This is a genomic window from Pseudoramibacter faecis (assembly GCF_036289405.1).
Lineage (GTDB): Bacteria > Bacillota > Clostridia > Eubacteriales > Eubacteriaceae > Pseudoramibacter > Pseudoramibacter faecis.
The window spans coordinates 116,589-141,664 of the sequence record NZ_JAYFFI010000001.1 but is presented as its reverse complement, the minus strand read 5'-3'; the positions used below and the strand labels follow the sequence as shown (position 1 = coordinate 141,664).

The 25,076-nt window shown below is 53.0% G+C and carries 25 protein-coding genes; 24 read left to right on the top strand and 1 reads right to left on the bottom strand.

From position 1 onward, the window contains the following. Positions 1–80 precede the first annotated feature (80 nt). From V3C63_RS00680 to V3C63_RS00670, 3 genes are all read left to right on the top strand, one after another. On the top strand, positions 81–689 hold the full coding sequence (locus V3C63_RS00680) for a hypothetical protein (RefSeq protein WP_329885898.1): 609 nt from the start codon (positions 81–83) through the stop codon (positions 687–689). Continuing rightward, entirely contained in the window at positions 670–2,208 is a 1,539-nt protein-coding gene (locus V3C63_RS00675; RefSeq protein WP_329885897.1) for an LTA synthase family protein, read from the top strand. The genes V3C63_RS00680 and V3C63_RS00675 overlap by 20 nt, the downstream gene beginning before the upstream one ends. 258 nt (positions 2,209–2,466) lie before the next feature. After that, positions 2,467–2,829, top strand: a complete 363-nt coding sequence (locus tag V3C63_RS00670; RefSeq protein ID WP_329885896.1) for a VOC family protein — start codon at positions 2,467–2,469, stop codon at positions 2,827–2,829. A 71-nt stretch (positions 2,830–2,900) separates the two neighbouring features. Here the strand turns inward: V3C63_RS00670 and V3C63_RS00665 are convergent, their stop codons facing one another. Continuing rightward, the gene (locus tag V3C63_RS00665) at positions 2,901–4,244 is read right to left on the bottom strand and encodes an MATE family efflux transporter (protein ID WP_329885895.1); all 1,344 of its coding nucleotides are present in this window, start codon (positions 4,242–4,244) and stop codon (positions 2,901–2,903) included. Between the two features lie 240 nt (positions 4,245–4,484). On the opposite strand from V3C63_RS00665, the gene hslO reads away from it, so the two are divergent. The 21 genes from hslO (at position 4,485) to V3C63_RS00560 (ending at position 25,076) form a co-directional block, all read left to right on the top strand. Continuing rightward, a complete protein-coding gene (gene hslO, locus V3C63_RS00660) occupies positions 4,485–5,396 on the top strand; it encodes an Hsp33 family molecular chaperone HslO (RefSeq protein ID WP_329885894.1) in 912 nt (303 codons plus the stop codon). A 147-nt stretch (positions 5,397–5,543) separates the two neighbouring features. Next, entirely contained in the window at positions 5,544–5,972 is a 429-nt protein-coding gene (gene mraZ / locus V3C63_RS00655) for a division/cell wall cluster transcriptional repressor MraZ (protein ID WP_006598491.1), read from the top strand. 10 nt (positions 5,973–5,982) lie between these two features. Next, a complete protein-coding gene (gene rsmH, locus V3C63_RS00650) occupies positions 5,983–6,927 on the top strand; it encodes a 16S rRNA (cytosine(1402)-N(4))-methyltransferase RsmH (protein ID WP_329885893.1) in 945 nt (314 codons plus the stop codon). A gap of 124 nt (positions 6,928–7,051) precedes the next feature. After that, positions 7,052–7,438 (top strand): septum formation initiator family protein, encoded by a 387-nt coding sequence (locus V3C63_RS00645; RefSeq protein ID WP_329885892.1) that lies wholly within the window; start codon positions 7,052–7,054, stop codon positions 7,436–7,438. 10 nt (positions 7,439–7,448) lie between these two features. Continuing rightward, entirely contained in the window at positions 7,449–9,884 is a 2,436-nt protein-coding gene (locus V3C63_RS00640) for a penicillin-binding transpeptidase domain-containing protein (RefSeq protein WP_329885891.1), read from the top strand. A 35-nt stretch (positions 9,885–9,919) separates the two neighbouring features. Next, on the top strand, positions 9,920–11,356 hold the full coding sequence (locus tag V3C63_RS00635) for a UDP-N-acetylmuramoyl-tripeptide--D-alanyl-D-alanine ligase (RefSeq protein ID WP_329885890.1): 1,437 nt from the start codon (positions 9,920–9,922) through the stop codon (positions 11,354–11,356). Next, complete coding sequence (gene mraY, locus V3C63_RS00630; protein ID WP_329885889.1) at positions 11,353–12,318, top strand: phospho-N-acetylmuramoyl-pentapeptide-transferase; 966 nt, start codon at positions 11,353–11,355, stop codon at positions 12,316–12,318. The genes V3C63_RS00635 and mraY overlap by 4 nt, the downstream gene beginning before the upstream one ends. A gap of 33 nt (positions 12,319–12,351) precedes the next feature. After that, complete coding sequence (murD, locus tag V3C63_RS00625; protein WP_329885888.1) at positions 12,352–13,725, top strand: UDP-N-acetylmuramoyl-L-alanine--D-glutamate ligase; 1,374 nt, start codon at positions 12,352–12,354, stop codon at positions 13,723–13,725. Positions 13,726–13,787: 62 nt separating this feature from the next. Beyond that, positions 13,788–14,918 carry an FtsW/RodA/SpoVE family cell cycle protein gene (locus V3C63_RS00620; RefSeq protein WP_329885886.1) on the top strand — a complete coding sequence of 377 codons (1,131 nt, stop codon included), beginning with the start codon at positions 13,788–13,790 and terminating at the stop codon, positions 14,916–14,918. Further along, on the top strand, positions 14,915–16,024 hold the full coding sequence (gene murG / locus V3C63_RS00615; RefSeq protein WP_329885885.1) for an undecaprenyldiphospho-muramoylpentapeptide beta-N-acetylglucosaminyltransferase: 1,110 nt from the start codon (positions 14,915–14,917) through the stop codon (positions 16,022–16,024). Before V3C63_RS00620 ends, murG begins: the two co-directional genes overlap by 4 nt. A 33-nt stretch (positions 16,025–16,057) precedes the next feature. Beyond that, entirely contained in the window at positions 16,058–16,840 is a 783-nt protein-coding gene (locus tag V3C63_RS00610) for a cell division protein FtsQ/DivIB (protein ID WP_329885884.1), read from the top strand. A 233-nt stretch (positions 16,841–17,073) separates the two neighbouring features. Further along, positions 17,074–18,174: a cell division protein FtsZ gene (gene ftsZ / locus V3C63_RS00605; protein WP_329885883.1), complete on the top strand. Its 1,101-nt coding sequence runs from the start codon at positions 17,074–17,076 to the stop codon at positions 18,172–18,174. Positions 18,175–18,177: 3 nt separating this feature from the next. Continuing rightward, on the top strand, positions 18,178–18,630 hold the full coding sequence (gene nrdR / locus V3C63_RS00600) for a transcriptional regulator NrdR (RefSeq protein ID WP_329885882.1): 453 nt from the start codon (positions 18,178–18,180) through the stop codon (positions 18,628–18,630). A 9-nt stretch (positions 18,631–18,639) separates the two neighbouring features. Then, positions 18,640–19,167, top strand: a complete 528-nt coding sequence (locus V3C63_RS00595; protein ID WP_329885881.1) for an NUDIX hydrolase — start codon at positions 18,640–18,642, stop codon at positions 19,165–19,167. A gap of 119 nt (positions 19,168–19,286) precedes the next feature. Next, on the top strand, positions 19,287–20,555 hold the full coding sequence (gene lysA / locus V3C63_RS00590) for a diaminopimelate decarboxylase (RefSeq protein ID WP_329885880.1): 1,269 nt from the start codon (positions 19,287–19,289) through the stop codon (positions 20,553–20,555). Positions 20,556–20,558: 3 nt separating this feature from the next. Then, on the top strand, positions 20,559–21,200 hold the full coding sequence (locus tag V3C63_RS00585; RefSeq protein ID WP_329885879.1) for a site-2 protease family protein: 642 nt from the start codon (positions 20,559–20,561) through the stop codon (positions 21,198–21,200). Positions 21,201–21,203: 3 nt separating this feature from the next. Beyond that, on the top strand, positions 21,204–21,941 hold the full coding sequence (locus V3C63_RS00580; RefSeq protein WP_329885878.1) for a segregation and condensation protein A: 738 nt from the start codon (positions 21,204–21,206) through the stop codon (positions 21,939–21,941). Further along, the gene (gene scpB, locus V3C63_RS00575) at positions 21,934–22,515 is read left to right on the top strand and encodes an SMC-Scp complex subunit ScpB (protein ID WP_329885877.1); all 582 of its coding nucleotides are present in this window, start codon (positions 21,934–21,936) and stop codon (positions 22,513–22,515) included. Before V3C63_RS00580 ends, scpB begins: the two co-directional genes overlap by 8 nt. Continuing rightward, positions 22,512–23,252, top strand: coding sequence for a pseudouridine synthase (locus tag V3C63_RS00570; RefSeq protein WP_329885876.1), 741 nt, complete (start codon positions 22,512–22,514; stop codon positions 23,250–23,252). Before scpB ends, V3C63_RS00570 begins: the two co-directional genes overlap by 4 nt. Further along, the gene (gene mnmM, locus V3C63_RS00565) at positions 23,245–23,817 is read left to right on the top strand and encodes a tRNA 5-(aminomethyl)-2-thiouridylate-methyltransferase MnmM (RefSeq protein ID WP_329885875.1); all 573 of its coding nucleotides are present in this window, start codon (positions 23,245–23,247) and stop codon (positions 23,815–23,817) included. The genes V3C63_RS00570 and mnmM overlap by 8 nt, the downstream gene beginning before the upstream one ends. 35 nt (positions 23,818–23,852) lie before the next feature. Beyond that, positions 23,853–25,076, top strand: coding sequence for a BaiN/RdsA family NAD(P)/FAD-dependent oxidoreductase (locus V3C63_RS00560; RefSeq protein ID WP_329885874.1), 1,224 nt, complete (start codon positions 23,853–23,855; stop codon positions 25,074–25,076).

Here is a 25,076-nt window from a genome sequence, read left to right as displayed (position 1 = left end):
GCGCAGCGCATGTGCTGCGCTCTTTTTAAATTAGACAAAAAATGCATAAAAATATGCGTATTGAGTCTTAAGTATTCAATTTGAATAATTTGAACACGGTGGGTATAATAAATGGACTTGATCCAAGCTTTAAATACATACAGAAAGGCAGCACAATGACACAATTTATCATTTTGTTTTTAGTTCCCTTCATCGCATGGGAAATTTTTCTTCATCGTTTGGGGCATGACGTATCGATTGGCGAATCTATTCGAATTTATGGGATTATGGCTGTGTGCAATCTGTTGGTGACACATTTTGTGATTTGGCAAATTGCCAAGGGAGTGAAATGGACGATTGAGATTTCGGACATTCGCTATTTGATCATTGCCATCGGCAGCGCTGTTTTGTTGCCCTTTGTGGGAGAAATTTTTGGAAAATACAGTGGTGTTCGGGTTGAAATTAACGCTCGGAAACGAGGAGCGCGATTGGAAAAAAAGAAAAGCATTGATCAATTGAAGAATGAAGGTTCGTCGGTTCAGCCGCGGGCGGATGTGTTCCAGGATGTCGGGGAGTCAGTGCCGGAGAAGTCTGCGGAAAAAAATCAGTCGGGCGAGGAAGACAGGAAAGGGGATTATGCGGATGGCGAAGCGGTCGAGACAGATCCAAAAGCAGATAAATCGGCAGAAGATGAAACAATTTTGGGCTAAAATCGGCAAAATCGCTTTTTATGTATTGATCACGCTGATCTGGATGGTCGCCATGATCAGTTATCGGGCTACAGATTGGCTTAATAAGACTTTTGGCGTCAAGATTGAACAAATTATTTTTACTGTGACATCGCCGATGAAGGGGGCAAACACTCATTTCTTTTCGCGCGCTGTGATTTTTTGCCTGCCGCAGATTATCACGGCAGCCGTGGTGGCCGTCGTTTTGATCGTGCTGGATTTTCGCGTATTGTCGAAAATCGAGGTGAGACTGACATGGCCGTTTGGCCGGCACAAACTGCGGATCAATTTGATCTATGTGTATCGGTTGTTGCTGACAGTTGGCGCGGTTATACTGCTGAGCGGGGCCTGGCAGTATTTGGATAAGAGTCTTGGCATTACTCAATATGTCCGAAAAGCCAATCAGCGAACGAAGATTTACGAAAAATATTATGTTGATCCCAAACGGACAAGTATTTCCACTGACGGCAAAACCAAAAAAAATGTTATTTATATTTATATGGAGAGCATGGAAACGACCTATGCCTCTCAGTCGGTTGGCGGAGCCCAGCCCTACGCGAATTATATTCCCAACTTGACGGCGCTGGCCAATGAGAACGTTTCGTTTTCCGACGGCAATCAGCTGGGCGGCTTTCACAACACAACGGGAACGGGCTGGACAATGGGGTCGCTCTTTGCTCAGACCAGCGGGGTGCCCTATGCCCTTCCGACGAACGGCAACAGCATGAACGAGCGAAAAACCTTTGCTTCGGGAATTACAAGTTTGGGCGATATTTTGCAGAAAAAAGGCTATAATCAAGAATTCCTCTGCGGTTCGGATTCGAGTTTTGCCGGGCGCAGCACTTATTTTAAAAATCATGGAAAATATGCGATTTTTGATCTGAAAACCGCCAAAAAGCGTGGCTATATTCCAAAGGATTATCATGTGTGGTGGGGATATGAAGATGCAAAACTCTACGAATATGCAAAGATTGAAGCGACGGCACTGGCGGCTAAGAATAAGCCTTTTAATCTTACAATGCTGACGGCGGATACCCATTTTCCCCACGGCTATCTCTGCCAGAATTGCTACCGCCGTTACGGCAGTCAGGCGGCTGATGCGGTGGATTGCGCCGACCGTCAGGTTTACAATTTCGTGAATTGGGCCAAGCAGCAAAGTTGGTATCCCAATACAGTGATTGTGATCGTGGGTGATCATCCCCGAATGGACAATGACTTGGTGGCCGGAATTTCCTATTACGATCGGACGGTTTACAACTGCATCATCAACGGAGCGCGCGATACAGGGGAGCCTCTCAATCTCAAGAACCGCATTTTTACGCCGATGGATATGCTGCCGACGACACTGGCGAGCATGGGGTATCGGATCAAGGGCAATCGTCTCGGACTGGGCGCCAACCTGTTTTCAAATCAGAAAACCTTGGCTGAAACATTGGGATTTAACCAGTTCAACAAAGAATTAGCCAAGAAGTCAACTTATTATATGCGTCACTTCTATTAAATTTGAACGGGCAATAAAGTTAGCATGGTCTGAACCCTTAAAAAGCGGGGAAATATAAAGTGTTAATCTTGAACAACTGCGAAACCAGGTGATAAGATAACTTATGAAGAGAAATATCATGTGAATAGCCACAGGTTGTTCGAGTAGGCGTCGGTATGCTGCACTCATACCGATGTCTTTATTTTTTGCCCAAAACAGATGGCAAGAATCGCTTTGTGATACCGCGGAGATAAATCGTGAAGAAAAAGAGGGAGAAGAATGAAGTTAAATTTGATGACGATTCATGTAGCTGATTTAGAAACGTCGCTGCGATTTTATCATGTGTTAATGGGATTGCCGATGATCAGTCGTTTTTCGGCGCACGGCACCGAGATCGCGATGCTCGGCGAGAACGATCAGCCGCGGTTAGAGCTGGTCGGCGACGGCGTGTCGGCGGGCAATGGCGCGGGGCTTTCCGTCGGTCTTAAAACGGATGATTTGGACGAGGCGATGGCAGCGCTCAAAGATCAAGGCGTGAGTTTTGAGGAGATTATTTCTCCCGGTCCTCACGTTCGTTTTGCCTTTACCCGGGATCCGGACGGTTACACCGTGCAGATTTTGGAAGAAGTCCGAAAGGGTTAGATGATCCCAAACGATAAAAACCACGATTGCTGAACCATCGTGGTTTTTTGTTGGCTTTTTGAACCCATTTATTAAGGAATATCCCGGGACCAATGTTGCCGAAAGGCGATGAAAAAAATTACGCAGAGAACTGCCGAGAGCAAAGAACCCAGTGGTGCGGCCCATCCCATCGGATAAAGAGAGCGGGGGAAATAGCGCGTGGCGAGATAGGCCCCCGGGACGCGGACGATGATCACAGAAACTGCGTTTTGCACAAAAGACAGCAGTGATTTGCCGTAAGCACAAAAATAACCGGAAAAACAAAAATGGATGGCGGCAAAGATGCAGTCAAAAACATAAGATCGGAAATAATCGGCGCCCATGGTGATGACAGCGGCATCGCTTCGGATAAAGAGGCTAAGAATCGCTACCGCCTGCCATTGAACGATCACGCTGACGGCAAGACCAAAGCTTACGGCGATGAGCATGGCGGCAAAGAGGGTTTGCCGGCCGCGCCGATGTTGGCCGGCGCCGGCATTCTGGGCGACGATGGCCGAGATGGCCGAGAGCATGGCCGACGGCACCAGAAAGAGAAAGGAGATGATTTTCTCGACGATGCCGACGGCCGCCGCCGCGTTGACGCCCCGTTGGTTGGCAATCACCGTGATGAATAAAAAAGCAATTTGCACAAAGCCGTCCTGCAAAGCGACGGGGACACCGATAGCAAAGAGGGTGCGAAAGGATGACCGGTCGATGCGCAGATCGCGCCGATGGAGGACGATGTTCAGGTCAAAGCGGCGCAAGGCGGCCAAGGCAAAGCACACAGAGACAGCCTGGGAGAGCACCGTGGCCAGAGCCGCACCGGCAGCGCCCATTTGCATCGGGCCGATCAGCAGGTAATCCATCACCATGTTAATTACCCCGGCGATGCCCACAAAAATCATGGGACTTTTGGCGTCGCCCATGCCGCGAAAGATGCTGCTGAGGACGTTGTAGGCCGTGATAAACGGAATGCCGGCAAAGCAGATCAGCAGGTAGTGCCGCGCTTCGGCGGCGGCTTCCGGCGGGGTGGACAAAAGCGTTAAAATCGGCGAAACGTCCAACATCAGCACGGCGGTTAAAAGCAGGGAGAAGGCCGCAAAACAGGCGATGCTCGTCCCGACGGCTGCCGTTAAAGCCCGGTCGTTTTTCGCGCCGACGGCGCGGCCGATGACGATGGTCGTGCCCATGGCCAATCCGACGATGATCACCGTGAGCATATGCATCACCTGGGAACCGATGGAAACGGCGGAGATAATCGCGGCACCGTTAAACTGACCGGCAATGAAAAGATCGGCCATGCCATAAAAGGTTTGAAGAAAGCAGGCGAGCAAATAGGGCAGGGAGAAAAAAATAAGGTTGCGGTGAACGCCGCCTTGAGTGAGATCTTTACGCATGGGAAACCTCCTGACGCGTGTTGGTTTTGAGAGCATGTGAAAATGGCGCTTCAATTTTAATATAAAAGGAGAGCGGATTCAAACGCTGATGTAAAAGCAGAAGGGATTCAAAACATCGGCATGTAAATGAGCGTTGTCGCGATGGAGGAAGCGTGGTAGAATAAACAGCACATTCTTTTTAAAACAGATCGCAGATAAGGTGCGAAATTATAAACAGAAAATTAGAAAGTGAGGCAGATAATGTCAGATTATATGGTTATGGGAACAGCGGCAGACGCGCATATCCGCGCTTTTGCCGTCAGTGCGGCGGAAACGGTGGAGGAAGCCCGCACCCGTCATCAGACGTCGCCGGTGATGACGGCGGCCTTGGGGCGGCTGCTTTCGGCCGGCGCCATGATGGGCGCCATGATGAAAGGGGACCGGGATGTGCTGACCCTGCAGATCAACGGGGACGGCCCGGCTCACGGACTGACCGTTACGGCGGACAGTCACGGCCGGGTGAAGGGCTATGCCGGCAATCCGTCAGTGGATCTGCCGCTTAACGCCCAAGGCAAGCTGGATGTCGGCGGCGCCATCGGTAAAGGCACCTTGCGGGTCATCCGCGATTTGGGGCTGAAAGAGCCCTATAACGGCAACTGCAAACTGCTGACAGGAGAAATCGCTGAAGATCTGGCCTATTATTACAATATCTCAGAACAAACCCCTTCGGCGGTCGGCCTGGGCGTGCTCATCAATCCGGATTGTTCGGTGAAGACGGCAGGGGGCTTCATCATCCAATTGATGCCGGACATCCCGGACGAGGTGATCACCCGTCTGGAGCAAAAAATTGCGGAAATCGAGAGCATCACGGCCATGATGGCCAAGGGCATGAGCCCCGAAGCAATGTTAAAAATCATTTTGGGCGAAATGGATCTGGTGATGAGCGATCGGCTGCCGGTGACTTTTTATTGCGATTGCGATCAGGAGAAAGTGTCCCGGGCGTTGGCGGCCATTGGCAAGAAGGAGATGGATGCAATGATTGCCGACGGTGAGACCATCGAGGTCAAATGTCATTTTTGCGGCGAGGTCTATTATTTCACAGTGGACGCGCTCAAAGCCATTCGCGACGCCGGCCGCTTTGATCGTCTGCATATTCACGATAAGTTGGCATAAATGAAAAATCCGATTCCTTCGCGGGATCGGATTTTTTTGTTGGGCTGCTGGCGAAAAGAACAGAGGAAGTTCAGAAAATCCTTTAAGTTTTGTGCAGTGGTGGGGGAATGTGGTATAATGTGGTAAAAATTGCGAAGGGAGGCGACGATGGACGCAATTTTTGGCGAATATACCTATAATATTGACGACAAAGGGCGCCTGATCGTTCCGCCGAAATTTCGGGATTTTCTCGGCGAGACCTTTGTGATTACGCGGGGACTTGACGGCTGTTTATTTGGGTTCCCGGAAGGCGAGTGGCAGGTGCTTCAGGAAAAACTGAGTGCATTGCCGCTGGCTGACAAGAAAGCCCGCGCTTTCACGCGGTTTTTCTATGCCGGAGCGGCGGCCTGCGCCATGGATAAACAAGGGCGCGTCGGGATTCCGCAGGGGTTGCGGGACTTTGCAAGCCTTCGAAAAAATGTGGTGATCGTTGGGGTTACCAAACGCATTGAAATCTGGGATAAGGCGAAATGGCAGGCCTATAACGAAGCGACGGCTGCCAATTTGGCCGATGCGATGGCCGATTTGGGCATTTAGAAGGTATGCGATGAACGAAGACAATCAGGGAAAGCACATCACGGTGCTGCGCGACGAAGCGGTCGCAGGGCTTGGCATTGTGCCGGGAGGCATTTATGTGGACTGCACTTTGGGCGGCGGCGGTCATTCAGAAGCCATTTGCCGCGCGCTGGGCCATCAAGGCACGCTGATCGGCATCGATCAGGATCAATATGCGTTATCCCGAGCCGAAACGCGGCTGCGTTCGCAGCGCTGCCATCAAATTTTTGCCAGGAATAATTTTGCCGATCTCGAAACGGTGTTGGATCATGCCGGGATCAAGAAGGCCGACGGTTTTCTTTTCGATTTGGGGGTCTCTTCCTTTCAATTTGATCAGGCGGAGCGGGGATTTTCGTATCACCATGACGGACCGCTTGATATGCGGATGGATCGCAGCCGTCTGATGACAGCCGAAAAGGTGGTCAACACCTATTCCCAGGAGGATTTAAAACGGATTCTTTGGGAATACGGCGAAGAAAAATTGTCCGGCCGGGTTGCGGCCGCCATTGTGAAGGCCCGGGCGCAGGCGCCGATCACGCGGACCCTCCGGCTGGCGGAGATCATCAAGGCGGTGTATCCGGAAAAGCTCAAGCGCAAGGGTCATCCGGCCAAGAAAACTTTTCAGGCACTGCGCATCGAGGTGAACGGGGAGCTGCGTATTTTGAACGACGCGCTGAAGGCGGCCATCGATCGCCTGAATCCCGGTGGGCGCATCTGTGTGATCACATTCCATTCGTTGGAAGATCGGCTGGTTAAACGTCTGTTTGCCGAACAGGCAGATCCCTGTATCTGTCCGCCGGAGCTGCCGCAATGCGTTTGCGACCGGGTGCCGACGATTAAAAAGATTACGCGTAAACCCATTGTGCCGAGCGAGACAGAACTTGCAGCCAACCGCCGGGCGAGAAGTGCCAAATTAAGAATTGCCGAACGCATTTAAATCGGAGTATTCAGAAAGAGAGCGCGAAATGAGACAGCGTCGAAAAAAAAATCAAATAGAAGCTTCGCGCTCACGGCGTAAACGGCGCCTCTCCCGCGGAGGAGAGGCCGAAAGAGACCAGCGGATGTACGCCGGGGCATCGGTGCGGCCGGGCGCGCGCCGGCAAAGGGCCAAGCGGCAGCGCTCACTGGCGCGGTTTGGCATTGTCATTTTTTTTGCGGCATGTTTCGGTGTTTTGCTTCAGCAGGCGGCAATCACGTCGCTGGATGGAGACGTGCGCGCCTTGCAGTCTCAAGTGAAAGAACAGCAATCGGTTAATGACAGCCTGGAAGGCAAAATCATCAGTTCGCGGAATTTGGCAGCCATCGAAGCAAAAGCGCGCAAATACGGTATGACAGAGCCAACGGCCAAACAATATGTTTATATTGTGATGAAAAAATCGGATCAACTCGCCAATGCAAAGGGCATTGGCGGTTATTTGGCGCGTTGGATGAACCGAATGCAGCAATGAGAGGCAATCAATGGGGCTTTTTCGAAGCAAACAATCAAAAAAAATAAATAAGGCAGACAACCGCCAGAGTAAGCGTATTCGCAATCGGCGCATGATGCTGGTAATCGGCGTTTTTACCCTTGGCTTTCTGATCATCGTGGCGCGGCTGATTTACCTGCAGGTTTTCGACGCGACGGATCAATATGCGAGGCAGGTGGATCAATTGGTGGATGAGGTGGATATCCAAGCATCTCGCGGCAATATTTATGATCGCAATATGAACATCCTCGCCCAGAACTCAACAGCTAAGGCAGTGCACATCGTCCCAAGGGATGTAAAGCACAAGGAAAAACTCATTGACGAGTTGAGCACTAAACTTTCGGTGAGTCGGGAAAGTCTTGAGAAAAAGATCAACCAAAAGGAAAATGATGCGGTGACGATCAAAACCGGGGTAAATGCTTCTCAGGGCAGAAAAGCCAGACGATTAGATCGCGGCGGCATTATGTATCAATCCGGGACGCTCTATGTGTATCCCCGCCGAATTGATGATCCGGATACCGTTGCAAAATCACTGGCGGCGATGTTTGACAATCTGACAGAGAAGAAGGCCTACGCTTATCTGACGCAAAAAGAAAATTCGGCGGTGCTCGTCCAGTCTAAGGTTGACAATTCTTTAGCGAAAAAAATTCTCGAGGATATGACGACAAAAGATGAAAATGGCAATGTACTGAGCACCAACGGGGTCGAATTGGTCGACGACAGCCGACGCTATTACACCAACGGCAATTTTGCTTCCTATGTGCTTGGCTTTACTGATCAGAGTTATCATGGCGTCAGCGGGGTGGAAAGGACCTATGACGTGTGGCTTTCAGGGGAAAACGGCGTGGCTTATTTTCAAAAAGATGCATCGGGCAATACCATTCCATCCCAGACTAAAATTGTGAAAAAGGCGAAAAAGGGAAAGGATCTGGTGCTGACGATCGACAGCAATATCCAGACCATTGCGGAAAAGGCACTGAACGAACAGATTAAAGCGTATAAAGCCAAGCGGGGTATGGCGGTCGTGATCGATGTCAAAACCGGTGAGATTCTGGCCATGGCCACCAAGCCGGATTATAATTTGAACAATCCCAATAAGCTAAACAAAGCCTACGTGAAAAATTACAGTGATCAGTTGAAGGGCAAGTCCAAAAGCGACAAGCTCAACGCGATGTGGAACAATCCGGCTGTTAACTTTACCTATGAGCCCGGTTCGACGTTCAAGCCGATCACGGCATCTTCGGCTTTTGAAGAAGGCGCGATTTCGCCAAATGCCAAGGTGACTTGCAACGGTTATATCATGGTGGGCGGTGTGCGCGTCAATTGCACGGCGGTTCACGGTGTCGAGACCGCGGCAGATGCGGTTTCGAATTCCTGCAATCCGGGACTGGTGCAGATCATTCAAAAGCTTGATCCGAATCTGTTTTATCGTTACGCCTACGATTACGGCTTCGGCAAGAAAACAGGGATTGAATTAACGGGTGAAGAAAGCGGCATCATGACCCGGGTGTTTCAGGAAGATCAAAAGATCAACCTGTTGGATTATTCTAACTTGTCTTTTGGTCAGGGATTGATGACGACACCAATCCAGCTGATCAGCGCCCTGAACTGCGTGATCAACAACGGCCGATATCGTCAACCGACAGTCGTGTCGACGAAGAACAACGGCATCCGTTCCAACCGCTCTCAGGGGTCGTCCAAGCAGATCATTTCCAGGGCAACTTCTAAAGAAATGCGCAAAATCATGGAGAAGGTGGTCACCGGCAATCCGGAGCTTGCAGCCATTGCCGGCAATTACAGCATCGGCGGCAAAACGGGAACGGCCCAGAAAGTGGAAAACGGCACCTATTCGCACACGAAATATGTGACGTCATTCTTCGGATTTACACCGGTAAACAATCCGCGGTATGCGACCATCGTCGTGGTTGATGAAGCGCAGTCCGGTGCTTTTGGGGCTCAGGCGGCGGCGCCGGCTGGTATTAAAATTTTGCGGCAGACGGCCGATTATATGGATCCCAGCGGCAAGGGCAAAAGTCAACTGCAAAAGAATGCGGTCAGGGTTCCGGATCTGGAAGGACAGGAGCTGGCCTTCGCGAAGCAGATCCTGGACGAAAAAGGCATTAAATACCGGGTAGACAACGAGAGCAAAGGCAATATCGTCACGGCCCAAAGCCTTAAAGCCAAATCGATTTATGATGGCAAAACGGTGATGGCGCTCGAAACCGGGACCAGGCAAAGCGATCAAAGCAATCAGGTCACCGTACCGGATTTGAGCGGAATGAATGTGCAGGAAGCCAACGAAGTGTTGACAGGACTGAAACTCAAGCTTAAAATCAAAGGTTCAGGCTTTGCAAAAACGCAAAATCCGAAGGCGGGGACGAGAGTCAACCGGCAGACGGAAATCACGGTAACCTTTGAACAATCCTGAATGATCTAAATCATCAGAGGCAGAAAGCAAGGATAATGGTCAAAACAACAAATCAAAAGAAAACAAACGAAATGGCATTTGAGTCCTGGTCGGTCGAGACCGTGGCGGCGATCACACAGGGCAAGATCGTGCATCCGGGTGCAGCGATTTGCGGCATTGTGACCGACAGCCGCCAAGTCAAACTGGGAGATTTGTATATCCCGATCATCGGGGAGCACAACGACGGGCACGGCTTTATCGATGCGGCGTGTGCGAACGGCGCAGCGGCGGTTCTGTGCGACAGCGATCACCTGCCGGCATGGCAGGGGAAGATCGATGCGGGCATCGTCGGCGTTGCGGATACCTTTGAAGCGATGCGGGCGCTGGCGGCGGCAAACCGCGCGCGTTATGATATTCCGGTCGTGGCGGTGACCGGGTCTGCCGGCAAGACGACCACCAAGGATTTGATCGCTTCGGTGCTGTCGATGGGGTACCAGACGATGAAAACCCAGGGCAATTTCAACAATGAAGTGGGAGTCCCGCTGACCTTGTTTCAGCTAACACCGGCCCATGAAGCGGCTGTGGTCGAGATGGGGATGAACCATCTGGGAGAGATCGCCCGGTCCATCGGCGAGGTGCGCCCCCATATCGGCGTGATCACCAACATTGGCTCCGCGCATTTGGAGAATTTGGGCTCGAAGGAGAACACCCTCAAAGCCAAGATGGAAATCTTCGGCACCATGGGGAAGGATGACATCGCCCTGATTAACGGTGACGATCCCTATCTGCGCAGGATTGCCGGCGAGGCGTATCGGGTGGTGCGCGTGGGGATTCGAGAGCCGGCTGTGGATCTCAAAGCGGAAGCAATCCGCGAGGATCTGTCGGGGCTGCATTTTGAAGCCGACGGCGTGTCCTTTCATTTTAAGTTGCCGGGGATTCACAATGTGTATAATTGTCTGATGGCCATTTGGATCGGTCGATACTATCATCTCGACGACGTTGCCGTTCAAGCGGGACTCGACGCTTTTGAGCCCAGCGGCAACCGCATGCAGATGGTGGCAGCCGGCGGGCTGCACTTTGTCAACGACGCGTACAACGCCAATCCGGAATCCATGCGTGCCGCGATGGATACGGTTTGCGCCGTAGCGAAAGGACGCAAGATTGCAGTTTTGGGCGATATGCTTGAAATCGGCGAGCATGCGGAAGCGCAGCATCGCGCCGTTGGTGAATACGCCGGCACCCACATGGATGCGGTCATCGGCGTGGGAGAATGGGCTGAGGCCCTTTGCGCGGGCGCGCGCAGCGCGGCACCCAATCATCCGGCGGTCGCGGCGGAGACGGTGGATGCGGCCGCACAGATTCTTGGAGAGATAGCACAGACGGGTGATACGGTGCTGATCAAAGCGTCCCACAGCCTTTCGCTGGACCGCATCATCGACAGGATTAAAACCGGCGGGCAGGAAGAGCCTGGGGGAAGGAAAATAAATCAATGAATGATATGCGTTATGCAGTGGTTTCGCTGATCGTCAGCTTTTTGGTGGTGTGGATCGGCACCTGGCATTTTTTGCCGGTGCTCCACAAGTTGAATTTCGGACAGGCGATCCGCGAAGAGGGACCCAAGAGCCACCAAAAAAAATCCGGCACGCCGACCATGGGCGGTTTGATGATTCAATTGGGCATTCTCGTTGCGATGATTGTTTTTGCCTTTGTGGTAGGCCAGCGGGTGTTCTTTCCGCTGATCAGCATGATCGCCTTTGGGGCCATCGGTTTCATCGACGACTTTATTAAAGTCACGAAGAAACACAATCTTGGTCTTCGGGCATGGCAGAAGCTGGTGATGCAATTTGTGGCGGCGGCGGTGATCGCCTGGCACGCAGGGACCGATGCGGTGATCGGCACGACGATGATCATTCCCTTCAGCGGGACGACAGTCGATTTTGGCCTTTGGTTTTATCCCTTTACCTTTATCGCCGTCGTGGCCATGACCAACGCGGTCAACCTCAGCGACGGATTGGACGGCCTTTGTGCCGGCGTGACTGCCTTTGCGACAACTTTTTTTATGATAGTTGCCGTGATGTTCGAACGGCCCGAATCGGCGGCGTTCGGCGGTGCAGTGGTCGGCGCGTGTCTTGGATTTCTGCGCTGGAATTCCAATCCGGCGGACATCTTCATGGGGGATACCGGCTCGATGGCATTGGGCGCGGCGGTCATCGTCTCGGCGATTATGCTGCACATGCAGCTCTTTGTGCTCATTGCGGGCCTGATTTACGTGGCCGAGGCGCTCTCGGTTGTAATGCAGGTGGCCTATTTCAAGACGACTCACGGCAAGCGCATTTTTAAAATGACACCGATCCACCATCATTTTGAATTGTCCGGGTGGAAGGAAACCCGAGTGGTGGCTGTGTTTTGGATTGTGACGATTTTCTGTGTGTGCGTTGCGTTTTTGGCAATGTAAGCAGGAAATCCATTTGAATAGCGAGGTAGCAGCGTGAAAACAATTTTGGTGATTGGCGCCGAGAGGACAGGCGTCGCGGTGGCCGGGGTCCTGTTGGCCGCAGGCAGTGCGGTGATTTTAACAGATACGAAGGATTTTGAGACGCTTTCGGCTTCGGAAAATTTTTTGGAACCTTTTGAAGCGTTGCCCAAAACCCATCTGACCTGCCTTTTGGGCCGTCAGTTGCCGAAAAAAGCCCTTGCCGGTGTCGATGCCGTGGTGCCGAGTCCCGGCGTGCCGCTGACGATTCCGGCCATCCAGGAGGCTTATCGCAGGGGAATCCCGGTGATCAGCGAGGTGGAAATGGCTTATCGCCTGACGGATACGCCCTTTGTGGGGATTACGGGGACCAACGGCAAAACCACCACGACCACATTGACGGGCAAAATTTTCGAGCAGGATCCCCGCTATGCCCATGTGTATATCGTGGGGAATATTGGCGAAGCCGTATCCAAGCATGTGCGTACCTCCACGGCGGCGGATCTTTTTGTCAGCGAGCTCTCCAGCTTTCAGCTGGAAACCATCGATACCTTTGCGCCGAAAGCAGCGGCGATTTTGAATCTGGCACCGGACCACCTCAACCGGCATGGTACCCTGGAAAATTACTATGCGGCAAAGGCCCGCATTTTTGAAAATCAGTCGGCAGAAGATATTCTGGTGGTCAATGCGGACGATGCAGACGTGGTGCGCTACGCTGGAAAGGCCCCGTCTCGGAAAATCTGGTTCAGCCTGAAAGCACGGCCGGAAAAAGGAGTTTACCTGAAGGATCAGACACTGATGATTGCGGAGGGCACGGACGCCGATCAGGATACGGCCGTGATTACGACGGAAGCGCTGGGCATTAAAGGACCGCACAATGTGATGAACGCCATGGCGGCGATCGGCCTGGCGTATTTTATGGGGGTGCCGCTGGCCATCATCCAGGAAACGCTCAGGGCGTTTAAAGGCGTAGAACACCGTCAGGAGTTTGTGGCGACCATTGGCGGCGTGGATTATATCAACGACTCCAAGGGGACGAATACCGACGCGGCCATCACGGCGCTTAACGCCATGACGAAGCCGACGATTCTCATCGCCGGCGGCTACGATAAACAGGAAGACTACACCCAGATGATGCAGCTTGTAATGGCAAAGGTCAAGAAGCTGCTGCTCATCGGGGATACAGCCAAGGCCATGGCGGAGGCGGCGGAGGCGGCAGGCTTTAAAGATTATTCGCTTGTGGCAGACTATCCGGAAGCGGTGGCTAAGGCTAAGGCGGCGGCCGCGCCGGGGGATACGGTGCTGCTTTCGCCGGCCTGTGCCAGCTGGGATATGTTTGCGGATTACGAAGACCGAGGCAATCTATTTAAGCGATTGGTCCGCGGATGAGATGGAAGCACTGTTCATCGGCGTGTCGTTGACAATCGATGCATTCACTGAAGGAGGCAGGCATGGGAAGCCGCCAGCCGGATAAATATTTTGTGACCGCGTTGCTGATTTTGAGTGGCTTTGGTTTGCTCATGGTTTTCTCGGCCAGTATGTACACGTCGAGTGTGGAGAGCAGCAGCGGGCTGTCGCTTTTTCTCAAGCAAGCCTTTTTCGTGGTTCTTGGGATTTTTGTGATGTGGCTGGTAAGCCGAAGGGATTACCGCAGGTGGAATAATTTCAGGCTGGCCTGTACGCTTCTCATCGTTGCGATTTTGCTGCTGGCGGCGGTTTTGGTCGCCGGCATGGAGGTGAACGGCGCTAAGCGATGGATTTCCTTGGGATTTATAACCTTTCAGCCCTCGGAGTTTGCGAAATTCACCGGCGTTTTGTATTTAAGCACGGTGATCTCGCAAAAGCCGGAGATTAAGAAGAGCTTTTCGAAATATACTTTGTACTGCATCGTGCCGATGCTCGTGATCTGTGTCTTGGCCGCAATTGAGCCGTCATTGTCCGCGGCGATGGCCATCGGGGTCGCGATGCTCTTCGTGATGTTTTTCGGCGGGATTCCCTTCCGCTTTTTTCTGCCCTATATCGCGATGATGGGCGCGGGGATTGGCGCGTTGTTGATTAAAGAACCCTGGCGAATGGAGCGATTGAACGTCTTTTTCGGGCAGAACGGCCTCAATTATCAGATTTCCCAGTCACTTCTGGCCATTGGTTCCGGCGGGATCTTCGGCCGGGGCCTGGGCAACGGCAAACAAAAGCTGCTTTTTCTGCCCGAGCTGCAGAACGATTTTATCTTTGCGAATATCGGCGAAGAGTGCGGCCTGATCGGCTGCGTGTTGCTGCTTATTCTCTTCGGCTATATTTTGTATCGCGGCGTTAAAATCGCCAATAGCTCAAAGGATGAATTCGGTTATCTATACACCAGCTCGGTCATCGCTTTGCTGGGCTTTCAAGTGATTGTGAACATCGGTGTGGCCACATCCATTATGCCGGTAACGGGCATGGCATTGCCTTTTATCAGCGCCGGCGGCACCTCCATGGTCATTTTGTTCATGATGGTCGGGCCGATTGTCAATCTTTCGCGAGGAATGCATTCGGGGAAACGCCGGCGAAGGGATCGGCGGCGAACGAAAAGAGGTCAAAAATGAAAAGCGTGCTCATTGCAGCCGGGGGAACCGGCGGTCACATTTATCCGGGTTTGGCCATTGCGGCCTGCCTGAAAAAGCATCGGCCGGATGTCGAGATCACCTTTGTGGGATCGCACGTGGGAATGGAAAAGGATATCGTTCCCCGATACGGTTATCCGATGGCGTTTATTAACGCCAGCGGCTTTCAACGCGGCTTGATTAAAAAGGCGATTGCGGTTAAAAATATCCTGCTCAGCGCGCTGGATTCGCGGAGGCTTATCAAGGCGTACCAGCCGCAGCTGGTAATCGGTACCGGCGGGTTTACCTCCGGGATTCTGCTGCGGGAAGCGGCGAGAATGAAAGTGCCGACGCTGATCCACGAACAAAATGCCTATCCGGGAAAATCCAACCGTATGGCAGCCAAGACGGCCGATTGTGTCGCATTGACTTTTGAAGAAGCGGCGGCCTATTTCCCGGCGGGAAAAACCGTGCTTTGCGGGAATCCAGTGAGGGATGATTTTAAACATATCGACCGGCAGGTGATGCGGGAGCGACTGGGACTGGCTGATGACACCGTCATGGTGTTGGCTATGGGCGGCAGCCAGGGTGCGGTCGCGATCAATGGCGCGATGCGCGCGGTGATGGCGCATTACGCGGGTCGGCCGCAGGTTCAGCTTTACCAACTGACAGGAAAGAAGCAATGGGAAGCGATGACGCGGGCACTGGATGCCGATCATATTCCCTGGGGCGATGGCACCAACTGCCACTTGCTGGCCTATTCCAACGAGATGCCGACATTAATAGGGGCGGCGGATCTGATCATCGGGCGCTCCGGAGCCTCCTCCATTGCAGAAATGGCTGCGTCCGGGACGCCGTGCATTTTGATCCCGTATCCCTATGCGGCAGGAGATCATCAGAAATTTAACGCGGTGGCCATGGCGAGAGCCGGGGCGGCCGTCGTCATCGAGGAAAAGGATCTGAGCGGTGAAAGATTGATCGCGGCAGCTGAGACGCTGATCGGCGATGCGGACAAGCGTCAGGCGATGGCCCAAAAGGCACTGGCCTACGCAAAACTGGATGCAGATGAACGCATTGTTGAAAAGGCGCTCGCTCTGATGGGCGAGTAGGCACCGCGCAAAATGGTGAAGGGGGGTGAGCCGGTGGCAGAGGACCCAAAACGAGCGCGTATTGCCAAGCGTTTAAAAAAAAGCAAACGCAAGCGGTTTTTGCGTATTCTGCTTATCATGATTGTGTTAGGCACTATTTTGGGCGTTGGCGGTTACTGGCTTTCCGGGACGGTGCGGCCTGTGGATTTGACCATTCGCAACATCAAGATTCGGGGTAACGTCACCATTGATGACCAGAGCGTGAAGGATCAAGCGGCGACGGTCATCGGTCAGAACATTCTAACGGTCAATCTCAACGAGTTGGCGGCCAACATCAAAGATAGTCTTCACGTGCGAAGCGTTGCCATCGTTCGGGCGTTTCCAGATACGCTGGTTGTCGATGTGAAAGAGATGCCGATTTTGTGCGCCATCAACGATGGATCGCAGATTTATTACGTCAGCAATCGGCGGAAAGTGGTGATGACGTCGCCTTATTTGAGCAACACGAATGTGCCTTTGCTCTCGGGTTTGACGTTGAAGGGACGTTATCGTGCGGGCGAGACCTTGTCGCTTGCACCCTGGCGCAGGCAAGATGAAGCGTTTGCTATTCTAAAGACTTTGGAAGCCGGTGGCATGTTGACAAAGGTATCCGAAGTGGCCTATACGTCGGACAATACCTATCGAATCATTACCAAATCGAATCTCAATGTCGAGGTGGTTGGCGTCGGGAATCTGCAGAAGCACATGGATTATATTCAAACATTGTTTTCTCAGAAGCAAAGCAATATGAACGTAGATTTGACAACCGGCCCTTATCCAATTGTCAGGAATCGTTAGTTAGGTTGTGTGGCACAAAAATGCAAAAACATTCATAAAAAATGCAAAAAAAATCTTGCTGTATTGCAAAGTTAAAAAAGAAGGGTTATTATAAAAAAAGAATACTGTAAAAATTGTTTACGCGCTTGAAATATCCAGTAGAAAACGATACAATAAAACGGTATAAACCATGAGAAAATAAAGCAAACCCATTAAAATAAGCAATATAGATGTGAGAACCAGGAGGAAGTAAAGTGATAGAACTGGACAACTACAACGATAATTTTGCTCAAATTCGTGTTGTCGGCATTGGCGGCGGCGGCAATAATGCCGTTAACCGCATGATTGAATCCGGGTTGAAGGGCGTGGATTTTGTTTCGATCAATACGGACAATCAGGCGCTTGCCCTGACATTGGCAGAAAAGCGTCTGCAAATCGGCGAAAAAACAACCGGCGGTCTGGGTGCCGGCGGAAACCCGGAAATGGGGCAGCGCTCCGCGGAGGAAAGCCGAGATGCCATTGCCGAAGTCATTCAGGGTACGGACCTGCTTTTCGTAACGGCTGGCATGGGCGGCGGCACTGGCTCCGGTGCTGCACCGATTATTGCTAAAATTGCGCAGGAAATGGGTATTTTGACCATTGGCGTTGTGACGAAACCATTCTCTTTCGAGGGGCGGGTTCGCATGCGCAATGCGCAAATTGCCTGTGACTTCCTTCAAGATAACGTCGATGCATTGGTAACTATTCCAAATGACCGTTTGCTGCGGATGGCAGATAAATCCACCTCGTTAAGAGAAGCCTTTAAGCTGGCGGATGACGTTCTGCTCCAGGGGGTTAAGAGCATCTCTGATTTGATCTCTATGCCGGGTCTTGTCAGCCTTGACTTTGCCGATGTGAAAACCATCATGCAGGATGCGGGCCTGGCGCACATGGGTGTTGGCCGCGCCACCGGCGAAAACCGAGCGGAAGAAGCTGCCAAGGAAGCGATTCTGAGCCCCCTGCTCGAAACCGAAATCAACGGGGCAACCGGTGTGCTGCTCAATATCACAGCTGGTGATGATCTTTCCCTGTTTGAAGTGGATAAAGCGGCAACTATCGCCCGCGAAGCCTGTGACGAAGACGCTAACGTAATCTTTGGGGCTACCATCGATGAAAGCATGGGCGACGAAATCCAGATCACGGTGATTGCAACCGGATTTTTGCCGGCAGAAGAAAGCGAAGAATTAAAGGCGATCAAAGAAGGCACCCAGTCCCAGCAGCGTGCTCAGAAACAGCCGAACAGAAACGTACAGCCGGCCAGAAACGATTCGAAAGATCTGTTCACCATTCCGACGTTTTTAAATAAAGAAGACTAAGGTATGAAGTGCCCGTTTTGCAATTACGACGGCAGCAAAGTCATTGATTCCAGACCTGCCGATGACAACACGATGATTCGACGCCGACGGGAATGTGAACATTGTAAAAAAAGATTCACGACCTATGAGCGGATTGAAAACATTCCGCTCATTGTTGTGAAAAAAAGCGGACAGCGGGAAGCCTATGACCGCAATAAAATTTACAATGGGATCATCAAGTCCTGTGAAAAACGTCCGGTTGCCATTGCGACGATTGAAAAGCTGGTTGACAATCTGGAACGGGAATTGTATCAGATTGAAGACAAAGAAGTATCATCCATTTATATCGGCGAGCGGGTGATGGATGAGCTCAAGAAGATTGACCAAGTGGCTTATGTACGCTTTGCGTCCGTGTATCGCGAGTTCAAAGACGTCGAAACTTTTAAAAGTGAACTGGATAAGCTCATGGCCGAATGAGGAGGTCCTTTGGATAATGAAGAGAAAATCGTCACATCGGAAGTGCTTTACGCGGGGAAAATTCTCGATTTAAAGTTGAACACCGTCAAGCTGCCCAACGGCAAATTGGCCAAGCGGGAAATCGTTAAACATCGCAACGGTGTTGGTGTATTGCCGGTTGATGGTGACACGATGCTTTTTGTCAAGCAATATCGCTCCGCGATTGAAGATTATCTGCTGGAGATTCCGGCTGGTTTGATGGAAGGCAAAGAGACACCGGAGATGACCGGTACGCGTGAATTGCAGGAGGAAATTGGACTGAAACCGACAGTGTTAATTCCCTGCGGTAAAGTCTGGCCGACACCCGGTTGCTGCGATGAAGAGACCTTTCTTTTTATTGCCACGCAGCTTGAGCATCAATCGCTTGAAGCCGATGACGATGAATTTATTGAGGTGGTTCGCTTGCCTATTCAAACGGTCCGTGCACTTTACGACAAACAGTATTTTACAGACGCAAAAACCGTTTGCGCCTTAGGTTATTATTTCTCACATTCTTAAACATTATTGAGGTGATCGATGGCGTCGAAACGGCCACAGATCACCTCTTATTTTCTATTGCGTTACGGCCATGATTGTGGCGAATTCACACAAATAAATCGATGACGAGGAGTTAACACATGGCAGAGAATTTAACATTTGCAGGATTTGATACGGTTGCCCTGGCAAAAAAATACGGAACCCCACTCTATGTGATGAGCGAAGATATGATCCGCGGTCGCATTAAGGCGATCAAAAAGGCGTTTAATCTGACCGGCGCGGCTTACGATATCAATTATGCGGGGAAGGCCTTTATCAACCTGGCGATGTGCCGGATTATCGCTTCGGAAGGCGTTTCGCTGGACGCGGTCTCCCGCGGGGAAATCATGACCGCTTTAAAAGCGGGATTCCCGGCGGAACGCGTTTGTTTTCACGGCAATAACAAGCGTGTGGACGAACTGCGCTATGCGGTTGAACATGGGGTCGGGCACATTGTTGTCGACAGCGAGGATGAACTGGCCCGCCTTGAAACGATTCAGGCAGAAACCGGGGCAGAAATCGCCGTCATGTTTCGCATTTCGCCCGGCGTGGAGGCCCATACCCATGAGCTGATCCAGACCGGGACAGAGGATTCCAAATTTGGGATTCCCTATCAGCAGGCGAAGGCCGTGGTGCGCAAGGCATCGCAGATGCGCGGCATAACTGTCGATGGGCTGCATTGTCATATCGGTTCGCAGATTGTGGACGATAAGCCCTTTGTTTTGGCAGCGGATCGCATGTTAAAACTCTACAAGGCCCTGCTTGAAGACGGAGTGCCGCTGACGGATCTCAATCTCGGCGGCGGCTTCGGCATCCCCTATCTGACCGGCGATGAAAGCTTTGATACCCTAAAATACATTCCGCGGATGGTCAGCCATGTCAGAAATTGGTGCGATGAAAACAAAATCGCCTGCCCGAAACTAGTGGTGGAGCCCGGTCGGTTTATCGCCTGTGAAGCGGGGGTAACCCTTTATACGGTGGGAACGGTGAAAACCATCCCCGGGATTCGCAAGTACGTGGCGATTGATGGCGGTATGAACGACAATCCGCGGCCGGCCCTCTACGGGGCGCAATACGAAGCATTTATCTGCAACGGCAAGACGGAGGAGCGGCCGGAACTCTGCCGGATCAGCGGACGCGCCTGCGAAAACGATCAGCTTATCGCGGAAATGCCGCTCAATCAGCCGACAGTGGACGACACCCTGATGGTGACCAACACCGGGGCCTACAATTACACGATGGCCAGCGTTTACAACCGCTTTGGGCGGCCGGCGGTGGTGCTGTTGTCCGGCGATCGGGATGCGGTGATCGTCGAGCGAGAAACGGATGAGGAACTCCTGCGCTTTGACCGGGTTCCGGAATGGTTATAGACAATGTTTCATTTTTCAAGCGACTATTTTTTAAATCTAATCTTTTCGATTCCGGGCATTCTCATCGCGATCTGTTTTCACGAAGCGGCCCACGGCTATGCCGCTGAAGCCATGGGCGATGACACGCCGAAATTGGCCGGCCGATTGACCCTTAATCCGCTCAAACACATTGATCCCATCGGGTTGCTGGCGCTGATTTTCGTTCGCTTTGGCTGGGCCAAGCCGGTGCCGGTCAACCCCGACAATTTTAAAGACCGGCGCAAGGGAATGATCGCGGTGGCCCTTTCGGGCTGTCTGACAAATCTCTTTCTGGGTTTTATCGGAATGGCAGCCTATGACGCGTGCCTGCCGCTAAACAATATGATTTTGCAGCTGATCCTGCAGAACATTTATCTGTACAACGTGATGTTCGGTATTTTCAATTTAATTCCGATTCCGCCGCTGGACGGATCCCAGGTGCTTCGGGAGTTTTTACCCTATGAAACACAGCGGCGCTATGCGGCGTTTTCCCATTACGGCTATTGGGTGCTTTTAATTTTGATGTTCACCGGGGTTTTCGGCGCCGTCATCACGCCGATTGTCAGCGGGATTCTGAATCTTTACGGCGCGATTTTAAATCCTATTTTTTTATGGATCCTGGGGTGAACTGTGCAGAGTTATCAGGTGCATATCAATGATTTCGAGGGACCGATGGATTTGCTTTTGACTCTGATCCGAAAAAACGAAATGGACATTTATGATGTGTCCATTTCGACCATCACCACCCAGTATCTGGAAACGATTCGGAGTTGGCAGGCAATGGATTTAAGTGTTGCCAGTGCGTTTATCGTGATGGCGTCCCGCCTGATCGCCCTTAAAGCCAAGCGCCTTTTGCCGCGGCAAGAGACCGAAACAGCGGAAGAAGAAGATTCAGAAGCGCTGTTGATGCAGCAGCTGGCAGCTTATCAGCTTTATAAAGCAGCCAGTTTTTATCTGGAACGGGAGCTCGCCCGTTACAGCGGGGCGGTGTATCGGGATCCGATGTATCTGCCGCTGACTGCGGAAGAAAAGGCGGTGCGCGTCGAGGCCGGAGCTCTGGCCGCCGGTTATCGGCGCCTGATAGACCGGTGGCGGGAAGATCATTCCTTTAAAGATGTGCCCCAGACGAAGCTCGTCCAGGACCTTTACACCACCGAGGAGCAAATTGCGCGCATTGAGACCGCATTGACCGGTGCCCCGCGGCAATCGGTCGCTTTTTCGCGGATTGTGCGCGACCATCAAACCGGGGAAGTGGTGACATCCTTTTTGGCGGTATTGGAACTGTTTAAAACGGGGCGCATCACGGCACAGCAGCGCCGGCAGTTTGCGGATATTTTAATTGGCAATCGGAGGGAACCCTATGGATGAACTCAATCACAATGATTTTGAAGCGCCGATTTTCGGCTGGCTGGAAGGCATTCTTTTTGCCTGTGGCGACGCCGTGGCGACTTCGGCGCTGGCCGATGCGGTGGGCCTGACCGAGGAAGAGATCCTGGGGTATCTTGCGGCGCTTCAGGCGCGCTACGGCGAGGCAGACCGTGGGCTGCGGCTGGCGCGCGTCGGGGACAGCTGGCAGCTTTCGACCAAACCTTCGCTGTATCCGGTAATCAAAAAGGTCCAGCACTTCGGTAAAAACGGGGCGCTGTCCCGGGCGGCGATGGAAACCCTGGCAATCATCGCCTATCAGCAGCCGGTAACCCGGGTGGATGTCGAGCGGATTCGCGGGGTTTCTTCGGCGAGCTCCATCAAAAATCTTCTGGATCACGAGCTCATTGCCGAAGCAGGGCGAAAGGAAGCGCCGGGGCGGCCTTTTTTTTATGTGACGACGCCGGCCTTTCTAAAAGCGTTGGACATTGAGGGCCTGGACGATTTGCCGCCGGTAGCTGATTTTAAAGTGCCGGAAGAAGAGGAAGCGCCGGCCGAAACACAGGAGGATGCATGAGACTTCAAAAATACATGGCCCAATGCGGGGTGGCCTCCCGCCGCAGATCCGAGGCGATAATTGCCGCCGGACGGGTGCGCGTTAATGGGGTCGTGATCGACACTCTGGGGCAGCAGGTGCGGCCTGGGGATACGGTGCTCGTGGATGGGAAGCCCATCGCGCCGGAGACAAAAGTCTATCTTCTGCTCAACAAGCCCAGGGGAGTGGTGACCACCAGCGAAGATGCCCACGCCGAGCGCAAGATTCTCGATTTGGTGGCGGCGGACGCGCGGCTTTATGCCATCGGTCGCCTCGACAAGGATACGGAGGGGCTTTTGATTTTGACCAACGATGGGGATCTCACCTTTCGGCTGACCCACCCCAGTTATCATCTTGGCAAGGTTTATGAGGCGGTGGTGAAGGGCCGGGTGACGGCGCCGGCATTGGCGGCGCTGCGCGAAGGGGTTGCGATCCCGCTGGACGATGCAGGCACAAAAACCTACCGAACCCAACCGGCGGAAGTGACCGTGCTGCAGCACAAGCGGGGCTCCACACGGCTGTCCATTGCCCTTCACGAAGGCAAAAAGCGTCAGATTCGCAAGATGTGCGCGGCGGTGGGCCACCCGGTGGTGGCGCTGCGGCGAACGGCCATCGGCGACATTGCGGACGACACCCTCAAACCGGGGGAATGGCGGCATCTGCGCCCGGATGAAGTGGCAAAATTGCGCCGGGAAGTTCAGGGGGAAGCCGATGCTTGAGCATTTTCGCAGACAGACGGATTTTGTGCGCGCCTGTGTGGCCGAGGTGCTCATCCCCGGGGACAGTGCCCTTGACGCGACGGTGGGCACCGGTGAAGACACCTGTTTTCTGGCCGAAGCCGTTGGGGTGACTGGCCGGGTATACGGCTTTGATATTCAGGAAGCGGCACTCATGATGGCCCGGGACAAACTGGCCGAACGCCAATGGGCGGGGCCGGTGCATTGGTATCATCAGGGGCACGAGACTTTGGGGGCGGTGCCGGCGATCGTTCGCGATGCCCAGATTCGCGCGGCGATGTTTAATCTCGGCTATTTTCCCGGGGGCGATCCCGCTGTGGTGACCCGGCGGGAAACGACGATGACCGCGCTGACCGCGGCGGCGAAGGTGCTGGCCGAGGGCGGAATCCTGACGATTTGCGCCTATGCGCACGCCTCTGGCTGCGCGGAGGCCGAGGGCGTGGCCGGATGGGTGCGGGCGCTCGATCGCCGTTTTGAGGCCTATCGCTTCAGTGTCGAGAATCATCACGGGGCGCCGGTGGCCTATGTGATCCGCAAAAAAGGATGAGCGGATCGGCCGCCCCTGTGATATAATGGCTCCATATGAAAAAGACAATCGTAATCGGCGGCGGGCCGGCCGGCATGACGGCGGCCCTGGCCGCGGCGAAAAGCGGAGATTCGGTGACTCTGCTTGAAAAAAACGAAAAGCTCGGCAAAAAACTGTATATCACGGGAAAGGGACGCTGCAATCTGACCAACGATTGCGACGAGCACACTTTTCTCGACAATGTGGTGCACAACGCCCGGTTCATGTATTCGGCCATCGCGGGGTTCAGTCACTGGGACCTGATGGCGCTGATCGAGTCCCAGGGCTGCCCGCTCAAGGTGGAGCGGGGCAATCGGGTGTTCCCGGTGAGCGACAAATCCAGCGATATTATCCGCGCCTTTGGCAAAGCGCTGGGGGCGGCCCAGGTGGATGTGCGCCTGCATGCCGAGGTGACGGCGATTTTGGTGGCGGCGGACCGGGCCGTCGGGGTGGCGCTGGTCGGCGGCGAGACACTGGCAGCCGACAAGGTTGTGATGGCCACCGGCGGACTGAGCTATCGCTCGACAGGGTCCGACGGCTGGGGCTTGCGGGAAGCCGAGCGGCTGGGTCATACCCTGGCGCCCTGCAGGCCATCCCTTGTGGGGATAGAGATCAAAGAAACCTGGCTAAAGGTCCTTCAGGGGCTGACACTTAAAAACATTGAGGCGGCGCTTTATTGCGGAGAGCGGCTCCAGACCAAATTGCGCGGCGAAGTGCTGATGACTCATTTTGGACTTTCCGGCCCGTTGATTTTGACGTTTTCGGCACTGATGGACGAAGCGCCGGAGCGCTATCGAGTGGTGCTGGATCTCAAACCGGCACTGACCGAAGCGCAGTTGGATGCCAGGCTGTTGCGGGATTTTGATCAATTCAAAAACCGTCAAATCGATCACACCCTGAAAGCGCTTTTGCCCAAGCGGATGATCCCCGTGATTTTGGCGGCGGCGGGTGTCGTCGGCGATAAAAAAATCAACCAGATCAGTCGGGTTGAACGCAAATCCTTAACGGCGGTGTTAAAACATCTGCCCCTTACCATTCGGGGTTTTTATGATCCCAATACGGCGATTGTGACGGCCGGCGGGGTATCCACCGCGGAGATCAATCCTAAAACCATGGCTTCTAAACGGATCGCCGGCCTTTATTTTGCCGGGGAGATGATCGATGTCGACGGGTTCACCGGTGGCTTTAATATTCAAATTGCCGCGAGCACGGGCTTTGCGGCGGGAACACGGAGAGAGTAG